21 protein-coding genes are annotated in these 25,328 nt (G+C 45.4%); 19 read left to right on the top strand and 2 right to left on the bottom strand.

Annotation, left to right across the window (positions count from 1 at the left end; translation table 11 throughout):
* Positions 1–25 precede the first annotated feature (25 nt).
* The 13 genes from lspA (at position 26) to MM817_RS12290 (ending at position 14,852) form a co-directional block, all read left to right on the top strand.
* Positions 26–514 (top strand): signal peptidase II, encoded by a 489-nt coding sequence (gene lspA / locus MM817_RS12350; RefSeq protein ID WP_241715666.1) that lies wholly within the window; start codon positions 26–28, stop codon positions 512–514.
* A 25-nt stretch (positions 515–539) separates the two neighbouring features.
* Positions 540–1,466 carry an RluA family pseudouridine synthase gene (locus MM817_RS12345; RefSeq protein ID WP_419723392.1) on the top strand — a complete coding sequence of 309 codons (927 nt, stop codon included), beginning with the start codon at positions 540–542 and terminating at the stop codon, positions 1,464–1,466.
* 255 nt (positions 1,467–1,721) lie between these two features.
* Entirely contained in the window at positions 1,722–2,330 is a 609-nt protein-coding gene (gene pyrR, locus MM817_RS12340) for a bifunctional pyr operon transcriptional regulator/uracil phosphoribosyltransferase PyrR (RefSeq protein WP_241715618.1), read from the top strand.
* A gap of 6 nt (positions 2,331–2,336) precedes the next feature.
* Positions 2,337–3,263 (top strand): aspartate carbamoyltransferase, encoded by a 927-nt coding sequence (pyrB, locus tag MM817_RS12335; RefSeq protein WP_241715616.1) that lies wholly within the window; start codon positions 2,337–2,339, stop codon positions 3,261–3,263.
* Between the two features lie 22 nt (positions 3,264–3,285).
* The gene (locus MM817_RS12330) at positions 3,286–4,566 is read left to right on the top strand and encodes a dihydroorotase (protein ID WP_241715614.1); all 1,281 of its coding nucleotides are present in this window, start codon (positions 3,286–3,288) and stop codon (positions 4,564–4,566) included.
* Between the two features lie 26 nt (positions 4,567–4,592).
* Positions 4,593–5,684, top strand: coding sequence for a carbamoyl phosphate synthase small subunit (locus MM817_RS12325; protein ID WP_241715612.1), 1,092 nt, complete (start codon positions 4,593–4,595; stop codon positions 5,682–5,684).
* Positions 5,677–8,871 (top strand): carbamoyl-phosphate synthase large subunit, encoded by a 3,195-nt coding sequence (carB, locus tag MM817_RS12320; RefSeq protein ID WP_241715610.1) that lies wholly within the window; start codon positions 5,677–5,679, stop codon positions 8,869–8,871. The genes MM817_RS12325 and carB overlap by 8 nt, the downstream gene beginning before the upstream one ends.
* Before the next feature lie 7 nt (positions 8,872–8,878).
* A complete protein-coding gene (locus tag MM817_RS12315; protein ID WP_241715608.1) occupies positions 8,879–9,658 on the top strand; it encodes a dihydroorotate dehydrogenase electron transfer subunit in 780 nt (259 codons plus the stop codon).
* 44 nt (positions 9,659–9,702) lie between these two features.
* Positions 9,703–10,623, top strand: coding sequence for a dihydroorotate dehydrogenase (locus MM817_RS12310; protein WP_241715662.1), 921 nt, complete (start codon positions 9,703–9,705; stop codon positions 10,621–10,623).
* 13 nt (positions 10,624–10,636) lie between these two features.
* Positions 10,637–11,389 carry an orotidine-5'-phosphate decarboxylase gene (gene pyrF / locus MM817_RS12305; protein ID WP_241715606.1) on the top strand — a complete coding sequence of 251 codons (753 nt, stop codon included), beginning with the start codon at positions 10,637–10,639 and terminating at the stop codon, positions 11,387–11,389.
* Positions 11,386–12,009 carry an orotate phosphoribosyltransferase gene (gene pyrE / locus MM817_RS12300; RefSeq protein WP_241715604.1) on the top strand — a complete coding sequence of 208 codons (624 nt, stop codon included), beginning with the start codon at positions 11,386–11,388 and terminating at the stop codon, positions 12,007–12,009. The genes pyrF and pyrE overlap by 4 nt, the downstream gene beginning before the upstream one ends.
* A gap of 3 nt (positions 12,010–12,012) precedes the next feature.
* A complete protein-coding gene (locus MM817_RS12295) occupies positions 12,013–13,263 on the top strand; it encodes an MFS transporter (RefSeq protein ID WP_241715602.1) in 1,251 nt (416 codons plus the stop codon).
* A gap of 80 nt (positions 13,264–13,343) precedes the next feature.
* The gene (locus tag MM817_RS12290; RefSeq protein ID WP_241715600.1) at positions 13,344–14,852 is read left to right on the top strand and encodes a DUF2254 family protein; all 1,509 of its coding nucleotides are present in this window, start codon (positions 13,344–13,346) and stop codon (positions 14,850–14,852) included.
* Here MM817_RS12290 and MM817_RS12285 read toward each other — a convergent pair.
* Together MM817_RS12285 and MM817_RS12280 are read right to left on the bottom strand one after the other, a co-directional pair.
* Complete coding sequence (locus MM817_RS12285; RefSeq protein ID WP_241715598.1) at positions 14,821–16,578, bottom strand: Rqc2 family fibronectin-binding protein; 1,758 nt, start codon at positions 16,576–16,578, stop codon at positions 14,821–14,823. The two genes, MM817_RS12290 and MM817_RS12285, sit on opposite strands and share 32 nt — an antisense overlap.
* Position 16,579: 1 nt before the next feature.
* Positions 16,580–17,512 (bottom strand): SDR family oxidoreductase, encoded by a 933-nt coding sequence (locus tag MM817_RS12280; protein WP_241715596.1) that lies wholly within the window; start codon positions 17,510–17,512, stop codon positions 16,580–16,582.
* A gap of 158 nt (positions 17,513–17,670) precedes the next feature.
* Between MM817_RS12280 and MM817_RS12275 the strand changes: the two genes are divergently transcribed.
* The 6 genes from MM817_RS12275 (at position 17,671) to priA (ending at position 25,314) form a co-directional block, all read left to right on the top strand.
* On the top strand, positions 17,671–20,355 hold the full coding sequence (locus tag MM817_RS12275; protein ID WP_241715594.1) for a calcium-translocating P-type ATPase, SERCA-type: 2,685 nt from the start codon (positions 17,671–17,673) through the stop codon (positions 20,353–20,355).
* A gap of 90 nt (positions 20,356–20,445) precedes the next feature.
* Positions 20,446–21,318, top strand: a complete 873-nt coding sequence (locus tag MM817_RS12270; RefSeq protein WP_241715592.1) for a YicC/YloC family endoribonuclease — start codon at positions 20,446–20,448, stop codon at positions 21,316–21,318.
* A 36-nt stretch (positions 21,319–21,354) separates the two neighbouring features.
* On the top strand, positions 21,355–21,633 hold the full coding sequence (gene remA / locus MM817_RS12265) for an extracellular matrix/biofilm regulator RemA (RefSeq protein ID WP_241715590.1): 279 nt from the start codon (positions 21,355–21,357) through the stop codon (positions 21,631–21,633).
* Between the two features lie 8 nt (positions 21,634–21,641).
* On the top strand, positions 21,642–21,851 hold the full coding sequence (rpoZ, locus tag MM817_RS12260; RefSeq protein WP_272879958.1) for a DNA-directed RNA polymerase subunit omega: 210 nt from the start codon (positions 21,642–21,644) through the stop codon (positions 21,849–21,851).
* On the top strand, positions 21,848–23,089 hold the full coding sequence (coaBC, locus tag MM817_RS12255) for a bifunctional phosphopantothenoylcysteine decarboxylase/phosphopantothenate--cysteine ligase CoaBC (protein WP_241715589.1): 1,242 nt from the start codon (positions 21,848–21,850) through the stop codon (positions 23,087–23,089). Before rpoZ ends, coaBC begins: the two co-directional genes overlap by 4 nt.
* Positions 23,090–23,091: 2 nt before the next feature.
* On the top strand, positions 23,092–25,314 hold the full coding sequence (gene priA / locus MM817_RS12250; RefSeq protein ID WP_241715587.1) for a replication restart helicase PriA: 2,223 nt from the start codon (positions 23,092–23,094) through the stop codon (positions 25,312–25,314).
* The last annotated feature ends 14 nt before the right edge of the window (positions 25,315–25,328 follow it).

The raw sequence follows: 25,328 nt of genomic DNA, 5'->3' as shown, positions 1-25,328 counted from the left end.
GTAAGGGGGCGGATATTTGGTCTATGTGATAGCTTTTTTGGTCGCAGTGATCGATCAGTCAATTAAGTGGGTTATTTCAACGCATATGGCTGTTAACTCTTCCATTTCGATATGGCCGGGTGTTCTTGAGTTGCTTTATGTACAAAATCGTGGAGCTGCCTTTAGCATTTTATTGAATCAAACGCCTTTACTCATTGTAGTCGCGCTCATTGTGATAGGTGTTATCATTTACGTTGACAGGCGATATGCGAAAGGGAATATGCGTTTACAGATTGCACTTGGGCTTTTATTAGGTGGTGCGATTGGGAATTTGATCGACCGCATTCGCCTAGGGTATGTGATTGATTACGTTTATTTTGAAGCCATTCACTACCCCGTATTTAATTTTGCAGACAGTTGTATTGTGGTGTCTGTGATTTATCTCGTTTTCCGTGCATGGCGTTCTCGCGATCAAGAGGGATCAACACATCCAGATGGGCGAGCACAGGAGGGTAATCATGGAAAACACCAATGATGTGACGGTAGATGACGAGGATATAGTGCAGGAAGCCGATGTGATGACTTTTCATGTTGAGGTGTCAGGTGAACGCATTGACCGCTATCTAGCTGAGGTAGGATCATGGTCGCGCGCGCAAGTGCAACAATTCATTGAAGGTGGGCATATCACGCTAAATGGTAAGGTTGTCCGTGCGAGTTCAAAGGTTACCAAAGATCAGCAAATTATTGTTCACGTGCCTCCGTTAGCTACGATCGATGTGATTCCTGAGGATATACCGCTCGATATTTATTATGAAGACGAAGATGTGATTGTTGTCAATAAACCGCGAGGAATGGTTGTGCATCCAGCTCCTGGGCATATGCGCAATACATTAGTTGGGGCGTTGCTTGGACATATTGAACATTTGTCAGGGATTGGCGGCGCACTACGACCAGGTATTGTGCATCGAATCGATAAGGATACGAGTGGTTTACTTGTCGTTGCAAAAACAGATCTTGCGCATCACAGTTTGTCTAATCAGTTTAAGGAGCACTCTGTAATACGATTGTACGAAGCGATTGTTCATGGTCATTTGAGTTCTTCAACTGGCATGATCGATGCACCGCTTGCTCGTGATCCACATAAGCGTCAACAGATGGCTGTTATGCCCGATGGTTATGGAAAACGTGCCATTACCCATTTCCAAGTCATAGATAGTTACATTAACTATACTCATGTGAGATTGCGATTAGAAACGGGTAGAACGCATCAAATTCGCGTGCACATGGCATACATAGGACATCCTGTAGCGGGTGATCCGCTCTATGCTTCACGTGATCCGCTAGGCCTGTCTGGACAGGCATTACATGCAAAGACACTGGGATTCATTCATCCGCGATCGGGTCAAGAGCTCTTGTTTCATGCACCATGGCCACCGATTTTGGAAGCAACAGTAGCAGATCTCACGCGTCGAAAAGCAAGTTTATGAGTGACTAGTAGGTTTGCGAGTGTTTGACAAAAAAATTGCGCGCTTGACCTATCAACCGTTATTTGTTACGCTCTTAAAGACATACTTTGTTCCTTTAAACAAGTCCCGTGAGGCTTGTAAGGAGTTCGGCAGATTGGTTTGTTTATATCTTGCATGTCGCTACTAAGGTTGCTAGCGTAGTGCTAGATATAGATTACCACCCTAGGCGTTCTCCTAGGGTGGTTTTTTATGTCTGCGAGAAGAAGGGAGCTTATTATGGGAAACATTCAATTGCATGACCCTGATTCGATGCGTCGGGCTTTGTCCCGTATTGCACATGAAATTGTAGAGCGTTCTGGCAGTAATGAGGATCTTGCATTCGTCGGTATCCGCACAAGAGGATGGTATCTTGCTAAGCGCCTGGCGAATCGAATGACACAGATCGAGAGTTGGGAAGTCCCTTGTTTTTCACTAGATGTGTCCGATTTTAGAGATGATCGAGGGCATAGTGAACGAGATCAACAGAAGACAGTCAGTGCTTATGACCAACAACCGTTTCTACACGTAGATCCGTTGGAGGGAACATTTCATCTGCCGGATTGGTTATCTAATCAATGGGTGCAAGGCAAACGGGTTATTTTAGTAGATGATGTTCTTTTCACTGGGCGTACGGTGCGCGCTGCACTTGATGCACTTAGTCGGTATTCACGACCAGCTGTGATTCAGTTGGCTGTTCTCATTGATCGCGGTCATAGAGAACTACCTATTCGCCCTGACTATGTGGGGAAAAATGTTCCGACAGCTAGAGAAGAGAGGATCTCTGTAAAGATGGAGGAAGTAGATGGGGAAGATTCTGTGTGGTTGCATAAGTCACCTGTAAAATAAAAGGAAGTGAGAAACTTGAGACATCTGATCAGTGCTAAGCATTTAAAGAAGCCAGATATTTTGCATATGATCGAGCAGGCACGACACATGGAAGGTGTTTTGCAACGTGGTGGTAGTCGTGATATGGAACACATGATCATGGCAGCTTTGTTTTTTGAACCTTCCACCCGTACGCGGTTATCGTTTGAAACAGCGATGTTGCGGTTAGGAGGACAAGTGATTAGCACAGAAAGTGCGCGTGAATTTTCCTCTGCGGTTAAAGGTGAGACGCTTGAAGATACCATCCGTGTTGTCGCAGGTTATGTGGATCTCATCGTGCTAAGGCATCATGAGATCGGAGCAGCAGCACGTGCTGCAAGCGTTAGTACAGTCCCCGTTTTGTCTGCGGGTGATGGAGCTGGAGAACATCCAACGCAGGCACTGCTTGATCTCTACACGATCGCTCGGGAAAAAGGGCGATTGGATGACTTAACGATTGCGTTAGTAGGAGACCTTTTATACGGCCGTACAGTGCACTCGCTTGTGTATTTAATCAGTCAATTCCCAGGTATTCGCTTACTTTGCACAGCTCCTGCAAGTACACCACTGCCTGATGATGTACGCCAATTTGCTTTAGCACATGGTGTTTCCGTTGAGTTGCGAGCTAGTTTGCAAGAGGTAGCTGCAGAAGCGGATGTGATTTATCAGACACGGATTCAAAAAGAGCGTTTTGCGTCACTTGTTGAGTATGAATCGGTGAAAGGATTATATGTGATCGATGAGGCGATCGTACATGCTATGCGCAAGGATGCCATCATCATGCACCCGCTTCCGCGAGCAGGTGAAATTGTGCCGGCTGTGGATCGCGATCCGCGAGCGGCGTACTTTCGCCAATCGCACTATGGAGTGCCCGTTCGAATGGCTATTGTGCAACATTGCTTAGAAAACGATTGAGGGATGAAATGAGGCGAAAGTAGTGGGCAGATTATTTCAAGGGGCCGTGGTCGTTGATCCGATGACAGGGCAAAGTCGTGTATTAGATCTATTGGTAGAAGGTCAAATGATTGCACAGATTGGTGTGGATCTTGAAACGTCGTCACATGAGGTGATCGATTTACGAGGACTTCACGTGCTGCCTGGGTTAATCGATCCACATGTTCATTTGCGAGAACCTGGGCAAACGCATAAGGAAACGATTGAGACAGGCACCATGGCAGCTGCCGCAGGTGGATTCACACAGATCTGTTGTATGCCAAATACTTCTCCAATCGTTGATTCAAGTGAGTGGGTCACGTTTATTCGCACGACTGCGGATCGTTTTGGATATGCCACAGTTCATCCAATTGCGGCTATTACGAAAGGTTCAAAAGGGGAAGAGTTAACGGATTTTGACGCTCTTAAAAAAGCTGGAGCGGTAGGTTTTTCGGATGATGGACGTGGTGTGCAATCTGCCCGTGTGATGCGAGATGCGCTGATGGCAGCGAAGCTGCTCGATCTACCGATCATTGTGCATGCGGAAGATGAGACTTTGTCTGGCGCAGGGTGTATGAATGCAGGTGATGTTGCACAGCAACTGCAAGTCCCGGGAATACTTAGTAGTGCAGAAACAGTCATGATTGCGCGCGATGTCATACTGGCACAGGAAACTGGTGCTCATGTTCATATGTGCCACGTCAGTCCAGAAGCTGCCGTCTCTGTAATTCGCTATGCAAAGCAACAACATGTACATGTCACAGCAGAGGTGACGCCACACCACCTGTTGCTCACAGACGAGCTTGTTTTGACATTAGGTGCACAGGCTAAGGTAAATCCACCGCTACGCAGCGAAGCAGATCGTGCGGCGTGTGTACGAGGGCTTTTAGACGGCACACTCGACATGGTTGCAACCGATCATGCCCCTCATACGGAAGAAGAAAAAGCACGTGGATTAGTGTCAGGCCCATTTGGATTTGTCGGTCTAGAGGTGAGCTTTCCGCTACTATATACAGCTTTCGTAAAAAGCGGCATCTTATCACTAGAAAAACTAGCGTACATGATGTCAACGGCACCTGCAAAACATTTTCACTTGCCAGGTGGGCGCATAGAGGTTGGTGGATTAGCTGACTTTGTGGCTGTTGATATTGCACATGAAAGAAGAGTCGATGTCGCGCGTTTTCGCTCCAAAGGACGCAATACGCCATTTGTGAATCGAATGCTCTATGGGTTTCCAGTCATGACCATTCATCGTGGGCAAACTGTTTTTCTAGATGCACAATAGTACGTACTCGTTAGGGGTGAAGAACAATGACAGCAAGATTATTGCTTGAAGATGGAACATTATTTGAAGGGTTGCATTTTGGCGCTAGTGGAGAGTCTTTTGGAGAAGTCGTGTTTAACACTGGGATGACAGGTTACCAAGAAGTACTTACTGATCCATCTTATTACGGTCAAATGGTTACAATGACATATCCGCTTATTGGAAATTACGGCTGTACAATTGATGATTTAGAATCCACGCGCTCACATGTTCGCGGATTGATTGTACGAGAGTACGAACCTGTGCCGAGTCACTTTAAAAGTGAAAGTAGTATCCATGATTTCTTGGTACGGGAAGGTGTCGTTGCTATTGCAGGGATTGATACGCGTCAATTAACACGTATTTTGCGCGTTCATGGGACGATGCGAGGCGTCATCACAAGTCTTGATACACCACTTGAAGAATTAAAAAGAAAGCTTCTTGACTATACGTTACCTACAGATCAGATTGCTCATGTGACGACGAAGGCTGCCTATCGACTTCCTGGTGAAGGGCTACGTGTGGTGTTATTAGACTTTGGTGTGAAAATGGGTGTTTTACGATCATTGCGAGCCCGTGGGTGTGATGTAGTGGTCATGCCAGCTTATAGCACGGCACAAGAGATTATGGCGTGGGGACCGCGAGGTGTCATGATGTCAAATGGACCCGGCGATCCAGCAGACTTACCGGAAATTGTGGATACACTACGTGAATTGATTGGCCGCGTTCCGATATTTGGAATTTGTATGGGCCATCAGTTGTTATGTCTGGCACGCGGGGCGCAAACAGAAAAATTGCGGTTTGGTCATCGCGGTGTCAACCATCCAGTGAAAGATTTGCGAACGGGCCGCGTCTATATGACATCCCAAAATCATGGCTATGTTGTAAAAGAATCGTCACTTCAAGATACTGGTCTTCTGCTCACACATATCAATCAAAATGATGGCACAGTAGAGGGCGTATGGTTAAAACAAGAATCTGCGTTTTCTGTTCAGTATCATCCAGAGGCGCGTCCGGGTCCAGATGATAGTGATGCATTATTTGATGAATTTATTCAGTTGATGGAGCAATTCTCAAGGGGAGGCGTAGCACATGTCTAAACGCAGAGATATCAAGTCAATCCTTGTGATCGGGTCTGGACCTATTGTCATTGGTCAAGCGGCGGAATTTGATTATGCAGGTACACAGGCATGTCACGCTTTACGCGAAGAAGGTATACGAGTCGTATTAGTTAACTCCAATCCAGCCACGATCATGACCGATCCTGAAACGGCTGATCGCGTGTATATTGAACCACTAACGAAAGAATTTTTAGCGCAGATTATACGGCAAGAGCGACCTGATGGAATATTAGCCACACTAGGAGGACAAACTGCGCTAAACTTAGCTGTTGAATTATCGGAAGATGGAGTATTAGAGCGAGAAGGAGTCCAATTGCTTGGCACCTCACTGTCCTCCATTAGAATGGCTGAGGATCGAGAAGAATTTCGCGAGCTCATGAACAGATTAGGTGAGCCTATACCAGAGAGTAAGATTGTAACCTCGCTGCAAGAGGCGGAACTCTTCCTCAAAGAAATTGGACTCCCAGTCATTATTCGACCGGCTTATACGCTAGGTGGTACTGGTGGTGGAATTGCAACCACCAATGAAGAATTTGTAAAAATAGCTGCACTTGGGTTGTCTCTTTCACCGATCGGGCAAGTGCTCATAGAGCAAAGCATTGCTGGATATAAGGAGATCGAGTATGAAGTGATGCGCGATGGCGCAGATAACTGTATCGTCATTTGTAATATGGAGAATTTTGACCCGGTGGGTGTTCATACAGGAGATAGTATTGTCGTGGCACCAAGTCAAACACTCTCTGACCAAGATTACCAAATGCTGCGTTCTGCTAGCTTGCGGATCATCAGAGCACTTGGAATTGAGGGTGGCTGTAATGTGCAGTTGGCATTAGATCCAGTCAGCAAGCAGTATTATGTGATTGAAGTCAATCCGCGCGTAAGTCGTTCGAGTGCACTGGCTTCTAAAGCGACCGGTTATCCGATTGCAAAAGTGGCCGCAAAAGTAGCACTCGGATATACATTAGATGAAATCTTAAATCCCATCACAGGTCAGACGTATGCTTGTTTTGAACCTGCTCTGGATTATGTAGTGACTAAAATTCCGCGCTGGCCATTTGACAAATTTGCAAGTGCGGAGCGCAACCTTGGAACACAAATGAAGGCGACAGGAGAAGTTATGGCGCTAGGGCGGACGATGGAAGAATCATTGATGAAGGCAGTGCGTTCGCTGGAAATAGGGCTCTATTCATTAGAATTACCTGCACTTAAAAACCTATCGGACGAAGAATTGTGGCAACGTGCCATCCATCCTGATGATGAAAGAATATTTATTCTATACGAGCTCTTGAGAAGAAATGTTGGCATTGAACAGTTATACGATGCTACAAAGGTAGATTCGTTTTTTCTTCGCAAACTACAAAATATACTTCGACTCGCCAATGATTTAGAAGCACATGGGCTCACGGATCAGCTTCTATATCTCGCCAAGCGCAGTGGGTTTGTCGATGCGTATATTGCCAAGCTAACAGGGCTTACACTACAAGAAGTAGAGCAACGGCGGCTTTCCAAGCATCTTGTGCCCGTGTACAAAATGGTGGATACATGTGCGGCGGAGTTTGAGGCGCAAACACCGTACTATTACTCCACTTACGAAACAGAAGATGAAGTCGAATCTTCTGATGCAAAAAAAGTAGTTGTACTAGGTTCTGGTCCAATTCGGATAGGGCAGGGAATCGAGTTTGATTACTGTTCTGTTCATGCTTCGCTTGCATTACGCAAAGAGGGCTACGAATCGATCGTTATTAACAATAATCCAGAAACGGTCTCCACAGATTTCAATATGTCTAGCCGCCTATATTTTGAACCATTGTACGTAGAAGATGTAATGAATGTTATCGCACGCGAACGTCCTGAGGGAGTCATCGTGCAGTTTGGCGGTCAAACAGCCATTCATTTGGCAAAACCACTAGCGGACCTTGGAATTAAAATTTTGGGAACGCATGTAGAAGACATCGATCGCGCAGAGAATCGAGAGAAATTTGATGATTTGCTTTCTAAACTAGATATTTTACGGCCGGCAGGCAGGGCTGTAACGAAGCTTTCGCAAGCCATGGATGCTGCAAAGGAGCTCCAATTTCCAGTGCTCGTACGCCCATCGTATGTACTAGGTGGACGCGCAATGCAAATCGTATACACGGATGTTGAGTTATCGCAGTATATGCAAGAAGCTGCGCTTGTTTCACCCGAGCATCCTGTACTTATTGATCGCTATTTACTTGGAGTAGAGGTGGAGGTAGATGCCATCTCAGATGGTGAAACGGTCATTATTCCGGGAGTTATGGAACACATTGAACGCGCTGGAGTCCATTCTGGCGATTCGATTGCAGTCTATCCGGCGCAGTCGCTCACGCATGAGTGGAAAGAAAAGATCATCTCTGATACCGTGCGGATTGCTCGTGAGCTACACGTTGTTGGCTTGCTAAACATTCAGTTTGTCATTCACGATCACAATGTCTATGTATTAGAAGTGAATCCGCGCTCCTCTCGGACGGTGCCATTTCTAAGTAAAGTGACTGGTATTCCAATGGTTGATTTGGCTATGCACGCTGTTCTTGGTCAAAAACTAGCGGATCTTGGTTGGCAGACAGGGCTTGTCCCCGAAAAGCAGCTCATATCTGTTAAGGTTCCTGTGTTCTCCTTTGCAAAACTGCGGGAAGTGGATGTGACACTGGGACCTGAGATGAAGTCAACTGGTGAAGTGATGGGTACCGATGAAACACTAGGAAAAGCTCTTTATAAAGGGATGTTAGCTGCAGGATTTCGCTTCCCTGCACACGGTGCAATTATCGCGACGATCGCTGATAAAGACAAGGAAGAAGCACTCCCGATCTTGCGCGGATTATCTGCACTTGGATTTCACTTATATGCAACAGAGGGCACAGCCAGTTTCCTCATGCGCTATGGTATTGCATCCACGCTTGTCAATAAAATATCGCTTGAAGGGCCGTCACTGCTCGATATGATTCGAAAAGGACAAGCGATGATGGTCATTAACACCCTCACACGCGGTAAGAAGCCTGAGCGCGATGGATTTCGCATTCGACGCGAGGCGGTTGAACATGCGATCCCTTGTCTCACATCACTTGATACGGCAAAAGCGGTGTTTGATGTATTGAGCTCGTTGCATTTTTCTACGCGACCGCTGCAAGCGGTAGAAGAGAGGTAAGGCGAAGGTGTCACTTGTTAAGATCCACTCTCATACCGCCATCGGATCAGAGATTTATGAACTAACGTTTGTTTCGCCTGTCGATTTACAAGCTGTGGGGTGTGAACCCGGACAGTTTTTACACATTCGCGTGACCGATTCATTTGATTTTTTACTGCGGCGTCCGTTGTCTCTGTGTAAAATGGACATTGAACATAATTTGGTAACTGTTGTGTATCAGGTCAAAGGAGCAGGGACCAAACGATTGTCTGAAAAACAAGTAGGTGATGTTCTCGATGTGCTAGGACCGCTTGGTCATGGGTATCCTCTACATGCATTGGATCGGGCGGCACTTTTGATTGGTGGTGGGGTGGGAGTTCCGCCACTTGTTGAATTAGCAAGACAACTGCAAAAAGCAGGAAAAGTCGTTCACACTGTAGTTGGTTTTCAGTCGAATCAACACGCTATACTCATCTCTGAACTAGCGGCATATGGAGCGGTGACAGTTGTAACAAATGATGGCTCTTTGGGTCGTAAAGGACTAGTAACCGATGAATTGACAAATGATTTTTGTTCTTCTTATGATCGTTACTATGCGTGTGGTCCCACACCTATGCTGCAAGCTGTACAACAGATACTTGAAAAACACAAGCTACCTGGTTATCTCTCGCTTGAAGAGCGTATGGGATGTGGAATCGGTATCTGTGTAGGTTGCGTGCACAAGGTTTCCCGAGATGGGCAAGAGATGAACGTAAAAACTTGCAAAGAAGGACCCGTGTTTGCGGCGCAGGAGGTTTTATTTACATGACAGGACAGGAAAATACAGCGAATAGAGAGTTGCCTTATCGCGCGATAAGAAATGTGGATCTTACAGTTCCTTTCTTGGATATGAATTTTAAAAATCCAGTCATGCCAGCATCAGGTTGCTTTTCTTTTGGACGCGAGATGGCAGCGCTGTACGATTTGAATCGACTAGGTGCAATTGTAGTTAAGGCCACAACACTTGATGAGCGACAAGGCAATAAAACTCCACGGCTTGCAGAAACGGCTGCAGGCATGCTAAATTCCATCGGATTACAGAATCCGGGAGTTGAGCGAGTGATGAGTGAGGAACTACCCTATCTCACGCAATTCAATCAATTGCCGGTGATTGTCAATGTGGCTGGAACGGCGATCGAGGATTACGTCATGGTTGTACAGAGACTATCGGACATGGATTCCATTACGGCGATTGAATTGAATATCTCCTGTCCTAATGTGAAGTGTGGGGGCATCCAGTTTGGTACAGATCCAGCTATGGCACAGAGTATGATTCGCGCGATTAAAGAAGTCGCGCGCATGCCTGTGATCGTAAAGCTTTCGCCAAATGTTACAGATATTGTACAGATGGCAGTTGCCTGTGAAGAGGCTGGTGCCGATGCGTTATCGCTGATTAATACACTGATTGGCATGCAAATTGATGTCGAGCATAAGCGACCACTGCTAGCCAATGGTGTAGGTGGATTGTCGGGCCCAGCAGTAAAACCTGTGGCAGTACGCATGGTGTATGAAGTCACTTCTGCTGTTAGCATACCTGTTATAGGCATGGGTGGCATCATGACAGGTGTTGATGCGATAGAATTTTTGATGGCTGGTGCAAGCGCAGTACAAGTGGGGACGGCAAACTTTGTGGATCCATATGCGTGTATTCGAATTATCGATGAGCTTGGTGCATGGTGTGATGCGCACGGTGTACGGGCTGTCACTGAGCTTATAGGTGCGGCTAAAGCTTGAGAGGGGCTGTCATGTGATCAATGAGAAGCAACAACAAGTAGAGGTACCTGTATTTGTAGCATTAGATTTTGCTCACGCGCACGAAGCGCGCGAACTTGTTCAAAAGTTAGGCGAACATCATTCGCACTATAAAATTGGATTGCAGCTATATCTAGCAGCAGGGCGGGCATTTGTTTCGGAACTAGAATCAGAAGGAAAATCTATTTTTCTTGATTTAAAGTTTCACGACATTCCAAACACGGTACATTTTGCAGTAGCAGAAGCTGCTAAGCTTGGCGTGGACTTTGTGACTATCCATGCAGGAGGGGGTAAAGAAATGATGAAATCTGCGGTTGAAGCAGCTCATCATCATTCTTTGCCGCAGCATCAAACAAAAGTACTTGCTGTAACGTTACTTACAAGCTTGCATGTTAACGATCTCGTGCAACTTGGATATATGACTACTGATCTAGTTAAACAAGTGCAACGACTGACTTATCTTGCGCAGGATTGTAATGTGCATGGTGTAGTGTGTAGTGCACATGAAGTAGCTGCGGTAAAAGCAAGCACTGGATTAAAGACTATGGTCCCAGGTATTCGCACAAGTGGCGATGCTAAAGGTGATCAGGCTCGTGTTGCCACACCTGAGTATGCTGTGCAGTGTGGAGCAGATTATCTGGTGGTTGGACGCCCTATAACACAGGCGGCAAATCCTGTGCAAGCGTTGCAAGAACTCAAGGCGTTGATCAGTGGTAGCCAGCATGAAACAGGGGAGATGAATGTATGATTGATCAACGTGCTATTGCTGATTTGTTATTGCGTATCGGAGCTGTCAGTTTACGTCCACAAGAACCATATACATGGACATCAGGTATACAATCGCCCATTTATTGTGACAATCGCTTAACCCTTTCTAGTGTCGTTGCACGCAAACTACTCATCGATCAATTGATAGAAATGATCGCACGAGATTTTCCGCACGTAGAGTGTGTAGCTGGAACCGCAACTGCAGGTATTCCGCATGCAGCATGGATCGCTGATCGTTTGGGATTACCTATGGTGTATGTGCGAGGTTCGGCTAAGGGACATGGCAAACAAAATCAAGTGGAAGGACGTATTATTGAAGGCCAAAGAGTATTGGTGGTCGAAGATACCATTTCTACTGGGCAAAGTGCTTTAGGTGCAGTAGACGCTTTGGGCCATCTAGGTGCACAAGTCATTGGAGTTGTGGCTATTTTTAATTATGGATTTTCTGCCTCAGCACAGGCTTTCGCTGATAAAAATTTGCCATTGTCGACGCTCACTGACTTTGCTACACTCATACATAGTGCAGTGCAGCAACAGCTTGTGGGATTGAAGGATGTGGAAATTCTCGAGCAGTTTGCACAAAATCCATACGGGAGATAAGTGATGCTCGAATTAGAGTCTGATGACGCACGGTATAATGAACGCGTCAGCATTTTGAATGGTAGCTTTGCCAATATAGGAATTAGTATTGTGAGTAACTTCGCACCTCTGTTTATCATTGAGGCACTTCATGCCAATAGCCAAGAAGTAGCTTTGTTAAATGCTCTTCCTTCTCTTTTTACCATCATGGCCACGTGGCTTGGGGCTTTATGGTTGTCCCGTACGGTGAGTAAAAAGTGGTTTTGCATTCGCGCTACAAGTGTGGCGCGAATGTTTTATGGGCTCATTGCAGTGGCGCCTTTCTTTATACATGGTCCGTTATTGCCTCTTGTGATTGTCATTTTAATAGCTATAATGAATATTCCTCAGTCATTTAGCGGACTTTCATGGACGTCATTGATTGGCGATCTCATTCCAGATCGACGACGAGCTGTTTTTTTTGGTTTGCGCAATCAAGTGCTAACAGTGATTGGCATGGTTGCAACGATCGTTCCAGGATTGATCTTACAACACTTTTCACCTACCTATCTTCCACCGTATCAGTGGTTTTTTATGCTTTCTTTTTTATTTTCTGGACTGGAAATTTATTATCTGGTGTTGCATCGAGAACATCCAGCTACGCATGCGGATCAAGCGAGTGTGCTTGTAGTACGCCCCAAACGTCGCATCGCTTATTTGCGACATCAACCCTATCGACAATTTCTAATTGGGTCAATTATTTTTAATTTGGGTTGGCAGATGGCGTGGCCACTCTTTAATATTTATCAAATTCAGATGGCTGATGCGACTGCAGTGTGGATTAGCGCCTTTACTGTTGCTGCACAGCTAACGCAAATTGCTACTTTTCATTTATGGGGAAAATGGTCGGAGAAAAGAGGCAATACGTTCACATTAGCTATCGCTAGTTTAGGAATGGCCATTACGCCAATCGTGACAATTTTAAGTAAAAACCTCGTGTATTTAACAGGAGTCAACTTATTTTCAGGAATATTTGTTGCCGGGGTACAATTATTATTATTTAATCATTTATTAGAAGTTGCACCTAAAGCAGAACGCACATCCTATATCGCTCATTACAATATGACGATTGCTTTTGTGGGGTTTATTGCTCCAGAGATCGGTGTATGGCTGTTGCACTTGCTACACATGGATCAGACGATGGTGATCTCGACTGTGGTGCGGCTAGTGAGTGTTGTGCTATTTCTTATTGTAGCAAAGCAAGTAGTCAAGCGACAAAATAGGATCCGTGTATAACAGTGAAGTTATGAATGTTACACGTATGATAGGACCGATAAATTGCGACATTTGGGGCATTCTTTAGGATATAGCCCTAAATGGAGATGAATGCACTGCTAAAAAAGATGATCTTACATGCTGTGGTGTCGGGTACTGTCATTATTCTTATCTTTACCTTATCACCTAAAGGGTTTGCAGGAGATACGGATACGGCTCGAAACTATTTAAGTACGATTGTTTCAAGTTTGTCCACCATTTTAGCGTTATGTATATCGATCACATTGGTTGCTATTCAATTGACAGCAAGTCGATATACGCATCGCGTGTTGGATTTATTTCTAAAGATGCCATTTAATGTTTCTCTAATCTTGTTTTACTTTGTCACGATTATTCAAAGTTTGTATTTACTTTCGCGAATTTCTGAACCCATTCGAGAGACACTCCCGTCCTATTTGCAGCCGCAAATGACGGCAGACATGGTTCTTGTCGTCTTTTGCTTCGCTATTCTTATCGCGTATCTATATGCAGTTATGCGACTATTAAAGCCAGAGCACATTGTTGCTGAGATTGAACGTGAGTGCCTCTATGCCATTATGCGCAAACGCAAACATGAGGCGTTAGATAAGGTAGAACAAATTTGTGATATTGCAAAGCGCGCTGCAGGTGATATGGATTCAACTACAGGTCTTATTGCAATTGAATCACTTGGGAAAATCGCTATCCATGGATCGCGTGCAACACGGTCTAGTGTGACAAAACAGTTTGTAGAGATTGCAGCAATAGCCGCCAAAGAACGTGAAGGTGGCATGCTTGGTTTTGTGTTATCCGGGCTCTATGCCATTGGTGCAGAGGCATTGCAAACGGATCGCATGCAAGATGCACGTGATGTTGTACATGCATTTGAACGCATTGCGCGGACTGCGTTAGTTGGTCAACAACTGGTTCCTTTTGTAGAAGAAGCGATCGCGGCCATGTATCGCTTGACGAGTGTGGTTATTCAAAAAGAAACGAAAATAATGACGAGAGAACATGTGGAATTTGCAGAAAAAACATTTCGCTCGATTTGTCAAATAGGCGAAGAAGTCCTGCTTAGTGAAGGTGATGGCGGTGCCTATGTGGCGAGAGTGATACTCGCTCATCCATTTGGTCGACTACTCCACCACCTTGAACATTTGCCGGAATTAATCACAGATGATGGGTGGCCGTTGTTAATTGACTATGCAAGGCTAGCTAAACGTCTAATTCATTTGGTGCAATTAAGTGATCTGACACATATTACATCTTGGGTACGGGATGACTTGACGCATGCAGTAGATCATGAAGCGTTGATTCGGCATGAACTTATACTGATGATCTTGCTTGCCGCACTCAGCCATTACGAGGAACAAAAGGCACATGTACGCTTGTTTGTTCATGCCATTGCGAGTAAGGTAGCCTTGCCATTGCCTATCTTCAACGAGATGATAGGCAATTATCGCTTGCTACGCGCTTTGTTTGACTATCGCGATGCAAGGCCGCATGTACTCGCTATACAAACAGTTTGGGAAGAGTATACAGAAAGTCGGTCAGTGGAAGTCAATGCCTCTTTGAGCTTTCTAACAGTGTAGCGATAGCATGTGGCTCAAGCCTTGCAACGATAGTCCGCTGTCCTTCGAAAAGTACAAAACCTGGTCGTGCTTGATTGGGCTGCCAGATGTTTTTGACTAAGACGACATCTACGTCCACTTTTCCTGCGTCGCGATGTTTGCTAAAGTATCCAGCTAACATCGCCCCTTCATAAATAGTTTCTTCTGTAGGGGAGGGTGAACGAATGATAACATGTGAACCAGGAATATCTTTTGCATGTAACCAGGTATCTGTCTTTTTTGCTATTTTTAAAGTGAGCTGATCATTTTCTCGGTTATTGCGACCTACAAAAATTGGAGTTCCATCCGTTGCGTAGAATGTGGCATGTTTGATACTTGGCATCTTGCTCGATGGTTGCTTCTGCTGTTTTGCACTTCTCTTTAAGAGTCCGACTTCCTGCAATTCAAGTTCTATGTTTTTTACGTCTTCAATTTGACAAGATTCTAATTCGTGTAAAACACTTTCTAAATAGGTGGCTTCCGTTCTTGCTAGATCGAGCTGTGTTTTTGTGATGTCGCGCCCTTTTTTATACTTGCTATAGCGTTTGTAATAGGCATTTGCATTTTCTAGTGGCGTTTTAGCAGGGTCTAATTCGATCGCTAAGAGGCGTTCGTCATCATAAAAGTTGGGCAAAGAAATGGTTCGATCTCCTTTTTTGAGTTGGTGGATGTAAGCTGTCAGCAGTTCCCCCGTGACGCGCCACATCTCAGCGTCTTCTTGGGATGCAAGAAGAGTTTCGAACTTCTCGATTTTTTGTAGGACACGCATCCATTCCGTGCGTACGAGTCGAATATATGCGCCTGTTTTTGATCGTGCGATATCGGCGAGAGCCCGCTCTTGATAGAAATCTTCCACACACTGATTGACACTCTCATACGATTGCTGCGTTCCTACCACATGTGTTGGTGGGAAAATATAAAAATCACTAGCAGTGCCCCACTCATCTCGTAAGATGGTTGGGTCTTTTGCCGCCTGTGCTTTTGCAATCAAAGTCGCGAAGACTTCCCATTCAGCATTTGCCGTTATTTCATGTGTCTGTTCACTGTCTGTATGTTCTACACGACTAACGAATTCGTCTGCAAAAAACGGCCCCACTCCAAAGTAGTGAGCGATCAGATAGCGCTTTAGTGGGACAAGAGGAGACTGTAGTCGAGCAGAGACAAAATTATCTTTTGATTCCTGAAATGGATCGACTTTATCTTGAACTGGTGGATACACATACGCCCTACCAGGAAGTACTTCTCGATGACGATTGACTGCGTGTGATGTATGTGTTGTAGCTTCTAGAATGATGCCATCTGGTTGATCAAGTAACAAGATATTGCTATGTCGCCCCATAAGTTCAACGACGATGCGCCTGACGACCTTGTCCCCTAATTCATTGTACGCATCCACATCGATAAAGAGAATGCGCTCACGTCCAAACTGGGTAATCGAGCGAATTCGTCCCCCCTCTAGATGTTTACGCATCAGCATACATAGCATCGGTGCTTGCGCCGGGTTTGGCAATTGTAATGATGAAACGATATGTACGCGTGGATAGGATTTATTTGCGCACAGCAATAAGCGATAATTTGTGCGCTCCGAGCGAATCGTCAAGATAAGATCCTGTTCTGTTGGTTGTTGAATTTTATCGATGCGACCGGCCGTGAGTACATCTTGTAGTTCTTTTGTAATGGCTGATAATACAAGTCCATCTAAGGACATCTCATGTCAACTCCTCAAGCTGATCCACCGTAAATTGAGCTTCTTGATCAGCCGTTTGCACCGTATAGAGGCTGCGGCGGTTGACGCGATCAAGTCGATCTGTCACAGTTGCAACTTTATTCCATGGCAACACATAGACCATAGTTCCAATCTCAAATGCAATTGGATCGAAGACCTCTTTTTTCCCACTGTCGTAGTGTCCAAGTACGTCTTCCCCATTTGTTAACGATAAGATATTGCCTGTGACAAAGCGCGCTTCAGGTTTCACAAGAAAAGAGATCATGGCAGCCAGATCTCCTCCTACAGGAGTGCGATAACCTTCCATTTGCAAAAGTGGCATCGGAGCTTCTTTTTTTGCACCGCGAATATCTCCTGGACAGATCATGTTGGCAGTAATGCCATTTTCTCGTTCTTCAATGGCAACGGTTTTTGTTAGTGATGCTAGGCCAACTTTAGCGGCTGCGTATGCGGATCGATACCCCCATCCAGGGGCTTGTTCGATGCGATCAAAACCAATGGTAACAATACGGCCAAAACCGTGTGGTCGCATGAGTGGGATGATTTTACGAAAAAGATAGAATGCAGATGTTAAGTTTCCATCGATCATTTCGCCCCATTCATGATCAGCATACTCGGTCAATCGTTTACGTTGAAAAATAAACGGACCCGCGCTATGAATTAAAATATCGATGCGACCAAAATGTTCTTTGGTTGCATCAACCAGTTGTTCAATATCCTGTTTCTGTGTCATATCTGCCTGGTGGACGAGCGTATCTATGGCGTAGTGGTGTTCTAGAGTCTGCGCGAGTTGCTCACAGCCAGATTTGTTTTTTCTGTAGTTTAAAACAAGATTAAAACCATCTTGTGCCAGCTGACGGGAAAATGCTACGGCTAAACCGCTCGCGCTAGCAGTGATAAGTGCGACTTTTCGCACGCAACTTCACCCCTGATTGATTGCACTTTCTTTAGTATAACACAGGCATAACAAGTGCCCGTATTAGCAGTTCACAATGTGTACAATCGGTACTGTTTGTCCATTAAGACGCATAGGAAGTAGTAATAGCGCAAACTGTGTAAGGACGGTGTATTCTCTTGAAACATGGGCAACTGTGGCATACCCAATCATGGGAAGAAGTATTGACGACTTTGGAAGCTTCAAATGATGGATTAGTGGATGCAACTGTTGAACAAAGGCGGCTTGTGTATGGGGACAATCAGTTGCAAGAGCGTACACGCGTGTCTCTTGTGAGTACTTTTTTTGATCAATTTCGCGATTTTATGGTGATCGTGCTTTTAATTGCGACACTTATTTCTGGACTGCTAGGAGAATTTACGGATGCCATCACGATTATCGTGATTATTGTCGCAAATGCGGTTCTAGGATTCATCCAGCAGGTGCGCGCAGAGCGCTCGCTCGCATCGCTAAAAGAATTGACGGCACCGACTGCAAGAGTGCTGCGCTCTGGAGAGTGGCGAGAAATTCTTGCGCGCGAATTGGTTCCGGGTGATGTTATCGGTATTGAAGCGGGTGATCGCATTCCAGCGGATGCGCGCATTTTGCACTCGGAAGAGTTAGAAACTGTGGAATCCTCATTGACAGGTGAGTCACTACCTGTGAGTAAGCACGTGGCACTCGTTCATGATCCAGACGCTCCACTTGGCGACCGTACAAACATGCTTTATATGGGTACCGTGGCTACACGCGGTGTCGCACAGGCGGTGATCGTGGCCACTGGTATGGCCACTGAAATGGGTAAAATTGCAGATCTGATACAATCCAGCGAAGATGCGATGACACCACTTGAGAATCGTTTAAATCAGCTTGGTCACGTTCTTGTGTATGTTTCTGTGGTGATAACGATCATTGTAGTGATTGCAGGCCTCTTTCACGGGCATGAAATGTACGAGATGTTTTTGGCGGGAGTTAGCCTTGCCGTGGCGGCGATCCCGGAAGGACTGCCGGCTATTGTGACGATTGCTTTAGCACTTGGCGTACAACGTATGATTAAACGCAATGCGATTGTCCGCAAACTTCCAGCTGTTGAAACGCTTGGCTGTGCCACAGTCATTTGTTCTGACAAAACAGGTACGTTAACGCAAAATCAGATGACAGTAAAAGAAGTTTTTATTGAGGGTCGCGCTATTTTAGTAGAAGGGGATGGTTATGATCCAATCGGTCAATTGGTGGATCGAGGGAAACCATTGCAGTCTTTCCCGCCAAGCTTGCAACGTTTAATCGACATTGGGATTACATGTAATAATGCTCACCTTGTCGTTGAAAATGACAAACAGGTTGCACTTGGTGACCCGACAGAAGCGGCTCTTCTTGTGCTTGCTCAAAAGGTAGGGCGCACTGACGCGTTTGCTAGAGTAAAGGAATTCCCTTTTGATTCGACACGTAAACGGATGACAGTAGTTGTTCGCCACGAGAATGGAATGACTGCATTTGTTAAAGGAGCTCCAGATTTACTGTTAGGTCAATGCGCGTTTGTACAGCTGGGGACTGAAGTTGTGCGTCTGACAGAACAAAAGCGGCAGGAAATTGTGCATGGACTCGCGAATATGGCAGGACGTGCGATGCGAACATTAGGGTTTGCTTATCGGGACGTCAAGACGATGCCCGCATCTGTAGAGGCAGCAGAACGCGATTTAGTTTTTGTTGGTTTTGTTGGCATGATTGATCCACCGCGACAATCTGTACGCGAGTCAATTCAAACCTGTAAGCAAGCAGGGATTCGCACAGTCATGGTCACAGGGGATCATCAACTCACAGCGGAAGCTATCGCGCGCGATCTTGGCATCCTACCGCGACATGGAGTTGTTATGACAGGAGTAGAATTGGACCGCTTAACGGATCGCATGTTAGAAGATCAAGTGGACGATGTGTATGTATTTGCAAGAGTATCTCCATTGCACAAATTGCGGATCGTGAAGGCACTACAAAATAACGGTCATGTCGTGGCGATGACGGGGGATGGAGTCAATGATGCTCCTGCTATTAAAGCGTCAGATATTGGTATCGCGATGGGCAAGTCTGGTACCGATGTAGCTAAAGATGCTTCTGCTCTCATTTTGGCAGATGATCATTTTGCGACTATTGTAGCTGCTATCGAAGAGGGACGCGCTATTTATGATAATATTAGAAAATTTATACGGTATTTGCTCAGTTCCAATGTAGGCGAAATTATTACTATGTTTATTGCCATGATTGCGGGGTTACCGTTGCCTTTGTTGCCCATTCAAATCTTGTGGGTCAATCTTGTCACAGATGGTCTTCCTGCGATTGCGCTTGGTCTTGATGCACCCGAAGAGGGAAGTATGAATCGACCACCGCGTAGTGTACGAGAAGGAATTTTTGCCCGCGGATTAGGCCGTAAAATTATTACTAGGGGTTTTTTAATAGGTATCATGACACTTCTTGTATTCTACGGAGCACTTTCTGTCTATCATACAGGACTGCAGACAGCCCAAACAATGGCTTTTGCTACACTCGTCATTGCGCAACTTATTCATGTTTTTGCTTGTCATAGTGGAGATGACAGTCGCTTTATTCTTCATATGTTTGAAAATTTATGGCTTGTTGGTGCTGTTGCGAGCTCACTTGTCATGCTCTTAATCGTGATTTATATTCCTTCATTACAAGTGATTTTTCATACGTCCAGACTGCCGCTGTTGTCATGGTTAGCTATCGTTTTGGCAGCACTTATTCCAAGTCTTGCACTTTCGCTGCGACGTAGATCGAGGTCCATTCGAACCGTTTCTGTTCGTACAAGATAGTTGCTTCTTTTTCCCGTGCTTGTCATGCAGATCTGCGCTGCGCTACAATATAAGTGCCGGAAACACGGAGGGATTCATCTGATCGTTAGTATGACAGGCTATGGTCGCGCAGAGATGACGCTACCTGAACACAAATTGTTAGTAGAGATGAGGGCTGTAAATCATCGCTTTGCAGAGGTGATCGTTCGTATGCCTCGCGAATGGATGGGAATGGAAGAACGTGTGCGAAAGCTAGTGGGATCGGTTGTTGCACGTGGTCGGGTTGAGGTTTTCATTAGTGTGCCTACCTTATCTCATGTGGACAGCTCTGCAATTGAAGTCGATCGCGAGCTACTTTCTAGGGCTTTAAAGTTGATTCGCGAGGTAAGTGTTGGTAGTGAAGTCGACTTTGAACCGCCAAGTATTGGCGCTTTACTTGCGATTCCAGGGCTTTTTCGCCAAAAGGAGCAAGAGATTGACGCTAGTGCGATTGAAGAAGCTCTATTTGAGACAGTAGGTACTGCTCTTTTGCAATTGCAACATGCGCGAGAAGTAGAAGGAAAGCATGTAACAGAGCATGTATCGACTCGATTACGGGAACTGTTGCGCACGGTGTTACACATGCAAAAGCGAGCGCCAGAGTTGGTTGACGGTCTTCGGGATAAGTTGACATTTCGTCTCCAGCAATTGCTTTTAAGCGACGTGGCTCCTGAACGCATTGCTTTAGAAGTTGCCATCGCAGCTGAAAAGACTTCTGTTGAAGAAGAAACGGAACGATTAAAGAGTCATGTGGAACAATTTTTAAAATTGATGCACAGTGAGGAACGCGCAGTTGGGCGTCGCTTGGATTTCTTATTACAGGAGATGAATCGGGAGGTCAATACCATCGGTTCAAAATGCTCCGATCTTGAGATGACCGATGCGGTGCTGCTGTCTAAACACGGAATTGAGCAGATGCGCGAACAGGTACAAAATATAGAATAGCGTTACGGTTTGAAACCCGGTTAAGGGGGAGAAGCTGTGAGTGTTCGCTTAATCAATATAGGTTTTGGCAGTATCGTTTCAGCTAATCGGATCATCTCAATTGTCGGTCCAGAATCAGCTCCTGTTAAACGTCTCATTCAAGATGCCAAGGATCGCGGTAGATTAATTGACGCCACATTTGGGCGACGTACGCGAGCAGTCATTATTTGTGATAGTGATCACGTTATTTTATGTGCAGTGCAACCGGAGACAGTAGCGAATCGGTTATCAAACCAACCGAAAGATGGACCATCGGATGAAGAAGAAGAGGAGTAGTTGCGACTATGATTTTGTATCCATCTATTGATAAGTTAATTGACCTCGTGGATAGCAAGTACACACTTGTCATCGCATCTTCAAAGCGTGCGCGGATGTTGCAAGAAGGAGCTCGGCCTCATGCAACTGCAAAGTCAGGTAAGTTTGTGAGTGTGGCGTTAAAAGAACTTGAAGATCAATCCATGACGTACGTTCGTACGCGTGAAGGTATTAAATGATAGAGGGAAAGCGCATTATTCTAGGTATTACAGGAGGTATCGCCGCTTACAAAGCGGCGATTTTAGCAAGTGCACTCACAAAGCGAAAAGCAGTGGTTACTGTAGTTATGACGCGTGGGGCAATGCAGTTTATTACGCCCCTTACGCTTCAAAGTCTGACGCGCCAACCAGTCTATGAAGATGTGTTTGATGAGCGCAATCCTGCTCGCATTACTCATATAGAACTAGCAGATGAAGCGGACCTTGTGGTTGTAGCACCTGCAACAGCGGATGCTATAGCTCGTTTCGCACACGGCATTGGTGATGATATGCTGACAACGCTACTATTGGCGACTAGAGCGCCAGTGGTGATTGCACCTGCAATGAACGTTCATATGTACGAAAATGTAATTGTTCAACATAATATGAACAAATTAATAGAAGCTGGATACCATATTGCGGAACCAGGTGTAGGTCCGCTTGCTTGTGGATATACGGGCAAAGGAAGATTGATGGAGCCTGAAGACCTTGTGGAATTTATTGATATGATGTGTACAGATAAGATTCTAGCTGGCGAACACGTGCTTGTAACTGCCGGACCTACTCGTGAACGCATAGATCCTGTTCGCTATATTGCCAATGATTCAACGGGTACCATGGGTTATGCATTAGCTCAGATGGCTTGGCGAATGGGTGCAAAAGTTACTTTGATCTCAGGTCCAGTAGATAAAGAACCATTGATGGGTGTGGAAGTTATTTATGTGACATCTGCTACAGAGATGTACGATGCAGTGATGCATCATGTGCCACAAGCATCGATTGTGTTAAAGGCAGCGGCTGTTGCAGATTATCATCCTACTGAAGCATCAGATAGTAAGCTTAAAAAACAAGGGTCAGATCCACTCACACTGACACTTGTACAGAATAAAGATATTTTAAAAGCGATAAAAGAACAGCGGACTACAACTCAGTTCATTGTGGGATTTGCAGCGGAAACGCATCATGCAGATTATTATGCACGCAAAAAATTGGTTGAAAAAGGCTTGGATTTGCTTGTACTCAATAACGTACTTGAGCCTGGAGCAGGATTTGGAACAACGACTAATCACGTTTCTCTCTACTATCCAAACCAGGTTGTGGAGACTTTACCACTTGCGCCGAAACTAGATGTGGCGCACGATATTTTGCTAGCAGTTGCACGAGAGGTAAAGCGTAAGCGAGAGCTTGCCCATCTAGTTGTAAGTGAAGAGGATGCATGAGTATGATCGCAAAAGTTGCGGTGGACATGCGGGCAAAGCCAGTCGATCGTCTGTATGACTATATCATTCCTGATCACGTATCGGTAGAAGTAGGTAGTTGTGTTGAAATTCCATTTGGTCAGCGCGTTATAACAGGATACGTTCTTGCGCTGATTGACGAGGATGGATCTTCTGGTGATTCTCATCCACTACGGCCTATTGTGCGTGCATTAACTGCGGAAGCTTCATCACTTCATCCGGAAATGATGGGAGTCATGGCATTTTTAAAGGATCGCTATCTTTGCACGTGGGGAGCTGCTTTGCAAACGGTGTTGCCGCCTATGACAAGAGCAAAAGCATCTGCTCGCTATGTTCTTTCTGAACATGCGGATGAAGGGCAGCTTGATGCGGCTCTTTTTTCTTATATCAAACGGTATAAAGGGATTACCAAAAAAACTCTTATAGACAAATTTGGTATAACCAAACGTCAACTCGACATGTGGGTGGCACAAGATGTACTGCAATTAGATATACGCCATACGGCTCGGCTCGGGAAAAAACGTATCAGCAGTCATGAACATGCTGTGACTAGGGAAGAACAACTTGAATCTGCCTTACCTTTATCTATAGCACAAGAAGAAGCGTATCAACAGCTAAGTGTTGCATTGCATGAAGGTAAGATGCGTACGTTTGTATTGCATGGTGTAACTGGCAGCGGTAAAACAGAAGTGTATTTGCAAGCGATAGAGTGTGCTTTACAGGCAGGGCACACAGCACTGATGTTAGTTCCGGAAATCGCGTTGACAGCGCAAATGACGACGCGGTTTCGTCGCCGTTTTGGACAGCGGATAGCTGTGTTACATAGCCGACTCTCTGATCGAGAGCGTTATGAAGAGTGGAACCGCATCGTGCGCAAGGAAGCAGATGTAGTGGTTGGGGCTCGTTCTGCCATCTTTGCTCCATTGTCACATGTGGGGCTCATCATTATTGATGAAGAGCATGAACAAACCTATAAGCAGGAATCTGATCCGCGTTACGTGGTGCGCGAAGTGGCTGAATGGCGAGCAAAGTATCATCGTGCAGTGGTGGTTCTAGGGAGTGCTACCCCATCACTTGAAACCATGTACCGAGTGGAAAGAGAACGCTATACTCTACTTACACTGCCTGATCGCATCGGAGCGCGTCCGTTGGCTGAAGTACAGGTAGTGGATATGCGTGCGGAATTTCGCAAAGGACTTCATTCACTTTTTAGCGAGCCATTAAAGCTTTCATTGGAACAGGTATTAGAGCGAGAAGAACAGGCGATTTTATTTTTGAATCGACGAGGATATACGACTATTTTATTATGCCGGGATTGTGGGGCTGCAGCGACATGCCCTGATTGTGATCTTTCTTTAACTTTGCACAAGGTACAGGGAGCTTCTGTTTTACGATGTCACTTTTGTGGACACATGGAGCCATTGCCAACGCACTGTGTGAATTGTGGGAGCACGCGAATACGCCAATTTGGTGCAGGAACGCAAAAAGTAGAGCAAGCCTTAGTAGAACAATTTAGTGGTGTTCGCGTGATTCGTATGGACGTTGATACCACAGGGACTAAGGGTGCTCATGAGCGTATGCTCGGTGAATTTGAGCGCGGTGAAGCAGATGTGTTATTAGGCACACAGATGATTGCCAAAGGATTAGATTTTGGTCGCGTGACTCTTGTTGGTGTGGTGGCTGCAGATACATCCTTGCATATACCGGATTTTCGTGCTGCAGAGCGCACATTTCAATTATTAGTGCAAGTAGCAGGACGAGCGGGGCGGCATGATTTACCAGGGAAAGTGGTGATTCAAACATTTTCTCCTGATCATTATGCGATCATGGCTGCACAAAAACATGATTACGCACAGTTTTTTGTTACAGAAATGGCAGCTCGCAAAGCGATGCAATATCCTCCTTATACGGAGATTACTCAGTTTTTAATTGCCCACGACACAGAACAAGTTGCTTTGCAAACAGCGCAGACGCTTCATGAGGCATTGCTAAGTGAACTATCATTGCAAAAAGATGTACGTATATTTGCAGCTGTACCGGCATCGGTTCCGCGTCTGCGGGGAGTGTATCGCTATCAAATTACCGTCTTATATCCCTCTTTTATGCGCGTAAAAGAGGGACTTAGTCGGGCCTATCAAACAGTACTTGGGTCAGCAACATTTCATGCGACCATTGTAGTTGATGTCAATGCACAAATGCTTTTTTAAGTTGAGTGGTGGAT

The organism is Sulfoacidibacillus ferrooxidans (assembly GCF_022606465.1).
Taxonomy (GTDB): Bacteria; Bacillota; Bacilli; order Alicyclobacillales; family SLC66; genus Sulfoacidibacillus; species Sulfoacidibacillus ferrooxidans.
The sequence above is the reverse complement of the archived record's forward strand: the minus strand, read 5'-3'. Positions and strand labels throughout refer to the sequence as shown.

What these genes read in the sequence shown, in the direction of transcription:
- pyrR (WP_241715618.1), top strand. Translation starts at nt 1,722, where the DNA reads ATGGGAAACATTCAATTGCATGACCCTGATTCGATGCGTCGGGCTTTG.
- MM817_RS12325 (WP_241715612.1), top strand. Translation starts at nt 4,593, where the DNA reads ATGACAGCAAGATTATTGCTTGAAGATGGAACATTATTTGAAGGGTTG.
- carB (WP_241715610.1), top strand. Translation starts at nt 5,677, where the DNA reads ATGTCTAAACGCAGAGATATCAAGTCAATCCTTGTGATCGGGTCTGGA.
- pyrE (WP_241715604.1), top strand. Translation starts at nt 11,386, where the DNA reads ATGATTGATCAACGTGCTATTGCTGATTTGTTATTGCGTATCGGAGCT.
- MM817_RS12295 (WP_241715602.1), top strand. Translation starts at nt 12,013, where the DNA reads ATGCTCGAATTAGAGTCTGATGACGCACGGTATAATGAACGCGTCAGC.
- MM817_RS12290 (WP_241715600.1), top strand. Translation starts at nt 13,344, where the DNA reads ATGGAGATGAATGCACTGCTAAAAAAGATGATCTTACATGCTGTGGTG.
- MM817_RS12285 (WP_241715598.1), bottom strand. Translation starts at nt 16,578, where the DNA reads ATGTCCTTAGATGGACTTGTATTATCAGCCATTACAAAAGAACTACAA.
- MM817_RS12270 (WP_241715592.1), top strand. Translation starts at nt 20,446, where the DNA reads ATGACAGGCTATGGTCGCGCAGAGATGACGCTACCTGAACACAAATTG.
- rpoZ (WP_272879958.1), top strand. Translation starts at nt 21,642, where the DNA reads ATGATTTTGTATCCATCTATTGATAAGTTAATTGACCTCGTGGATAGC.
- coaBC (WP_241715589.1), top strand. Translation starts at nt 21,848, where the DNA reads ATGATAGAGGGAAAGCGCATTATTCTAGGTATTACAGGAGGTATCGCC.
- priA (WP_241715587.1), top strand. Translation starts at nt 23,092, where the DNA reads ATGATCGCAAAAGTTGCGGTGGACATGCGGGCAAAGCCAGTCGATCGT.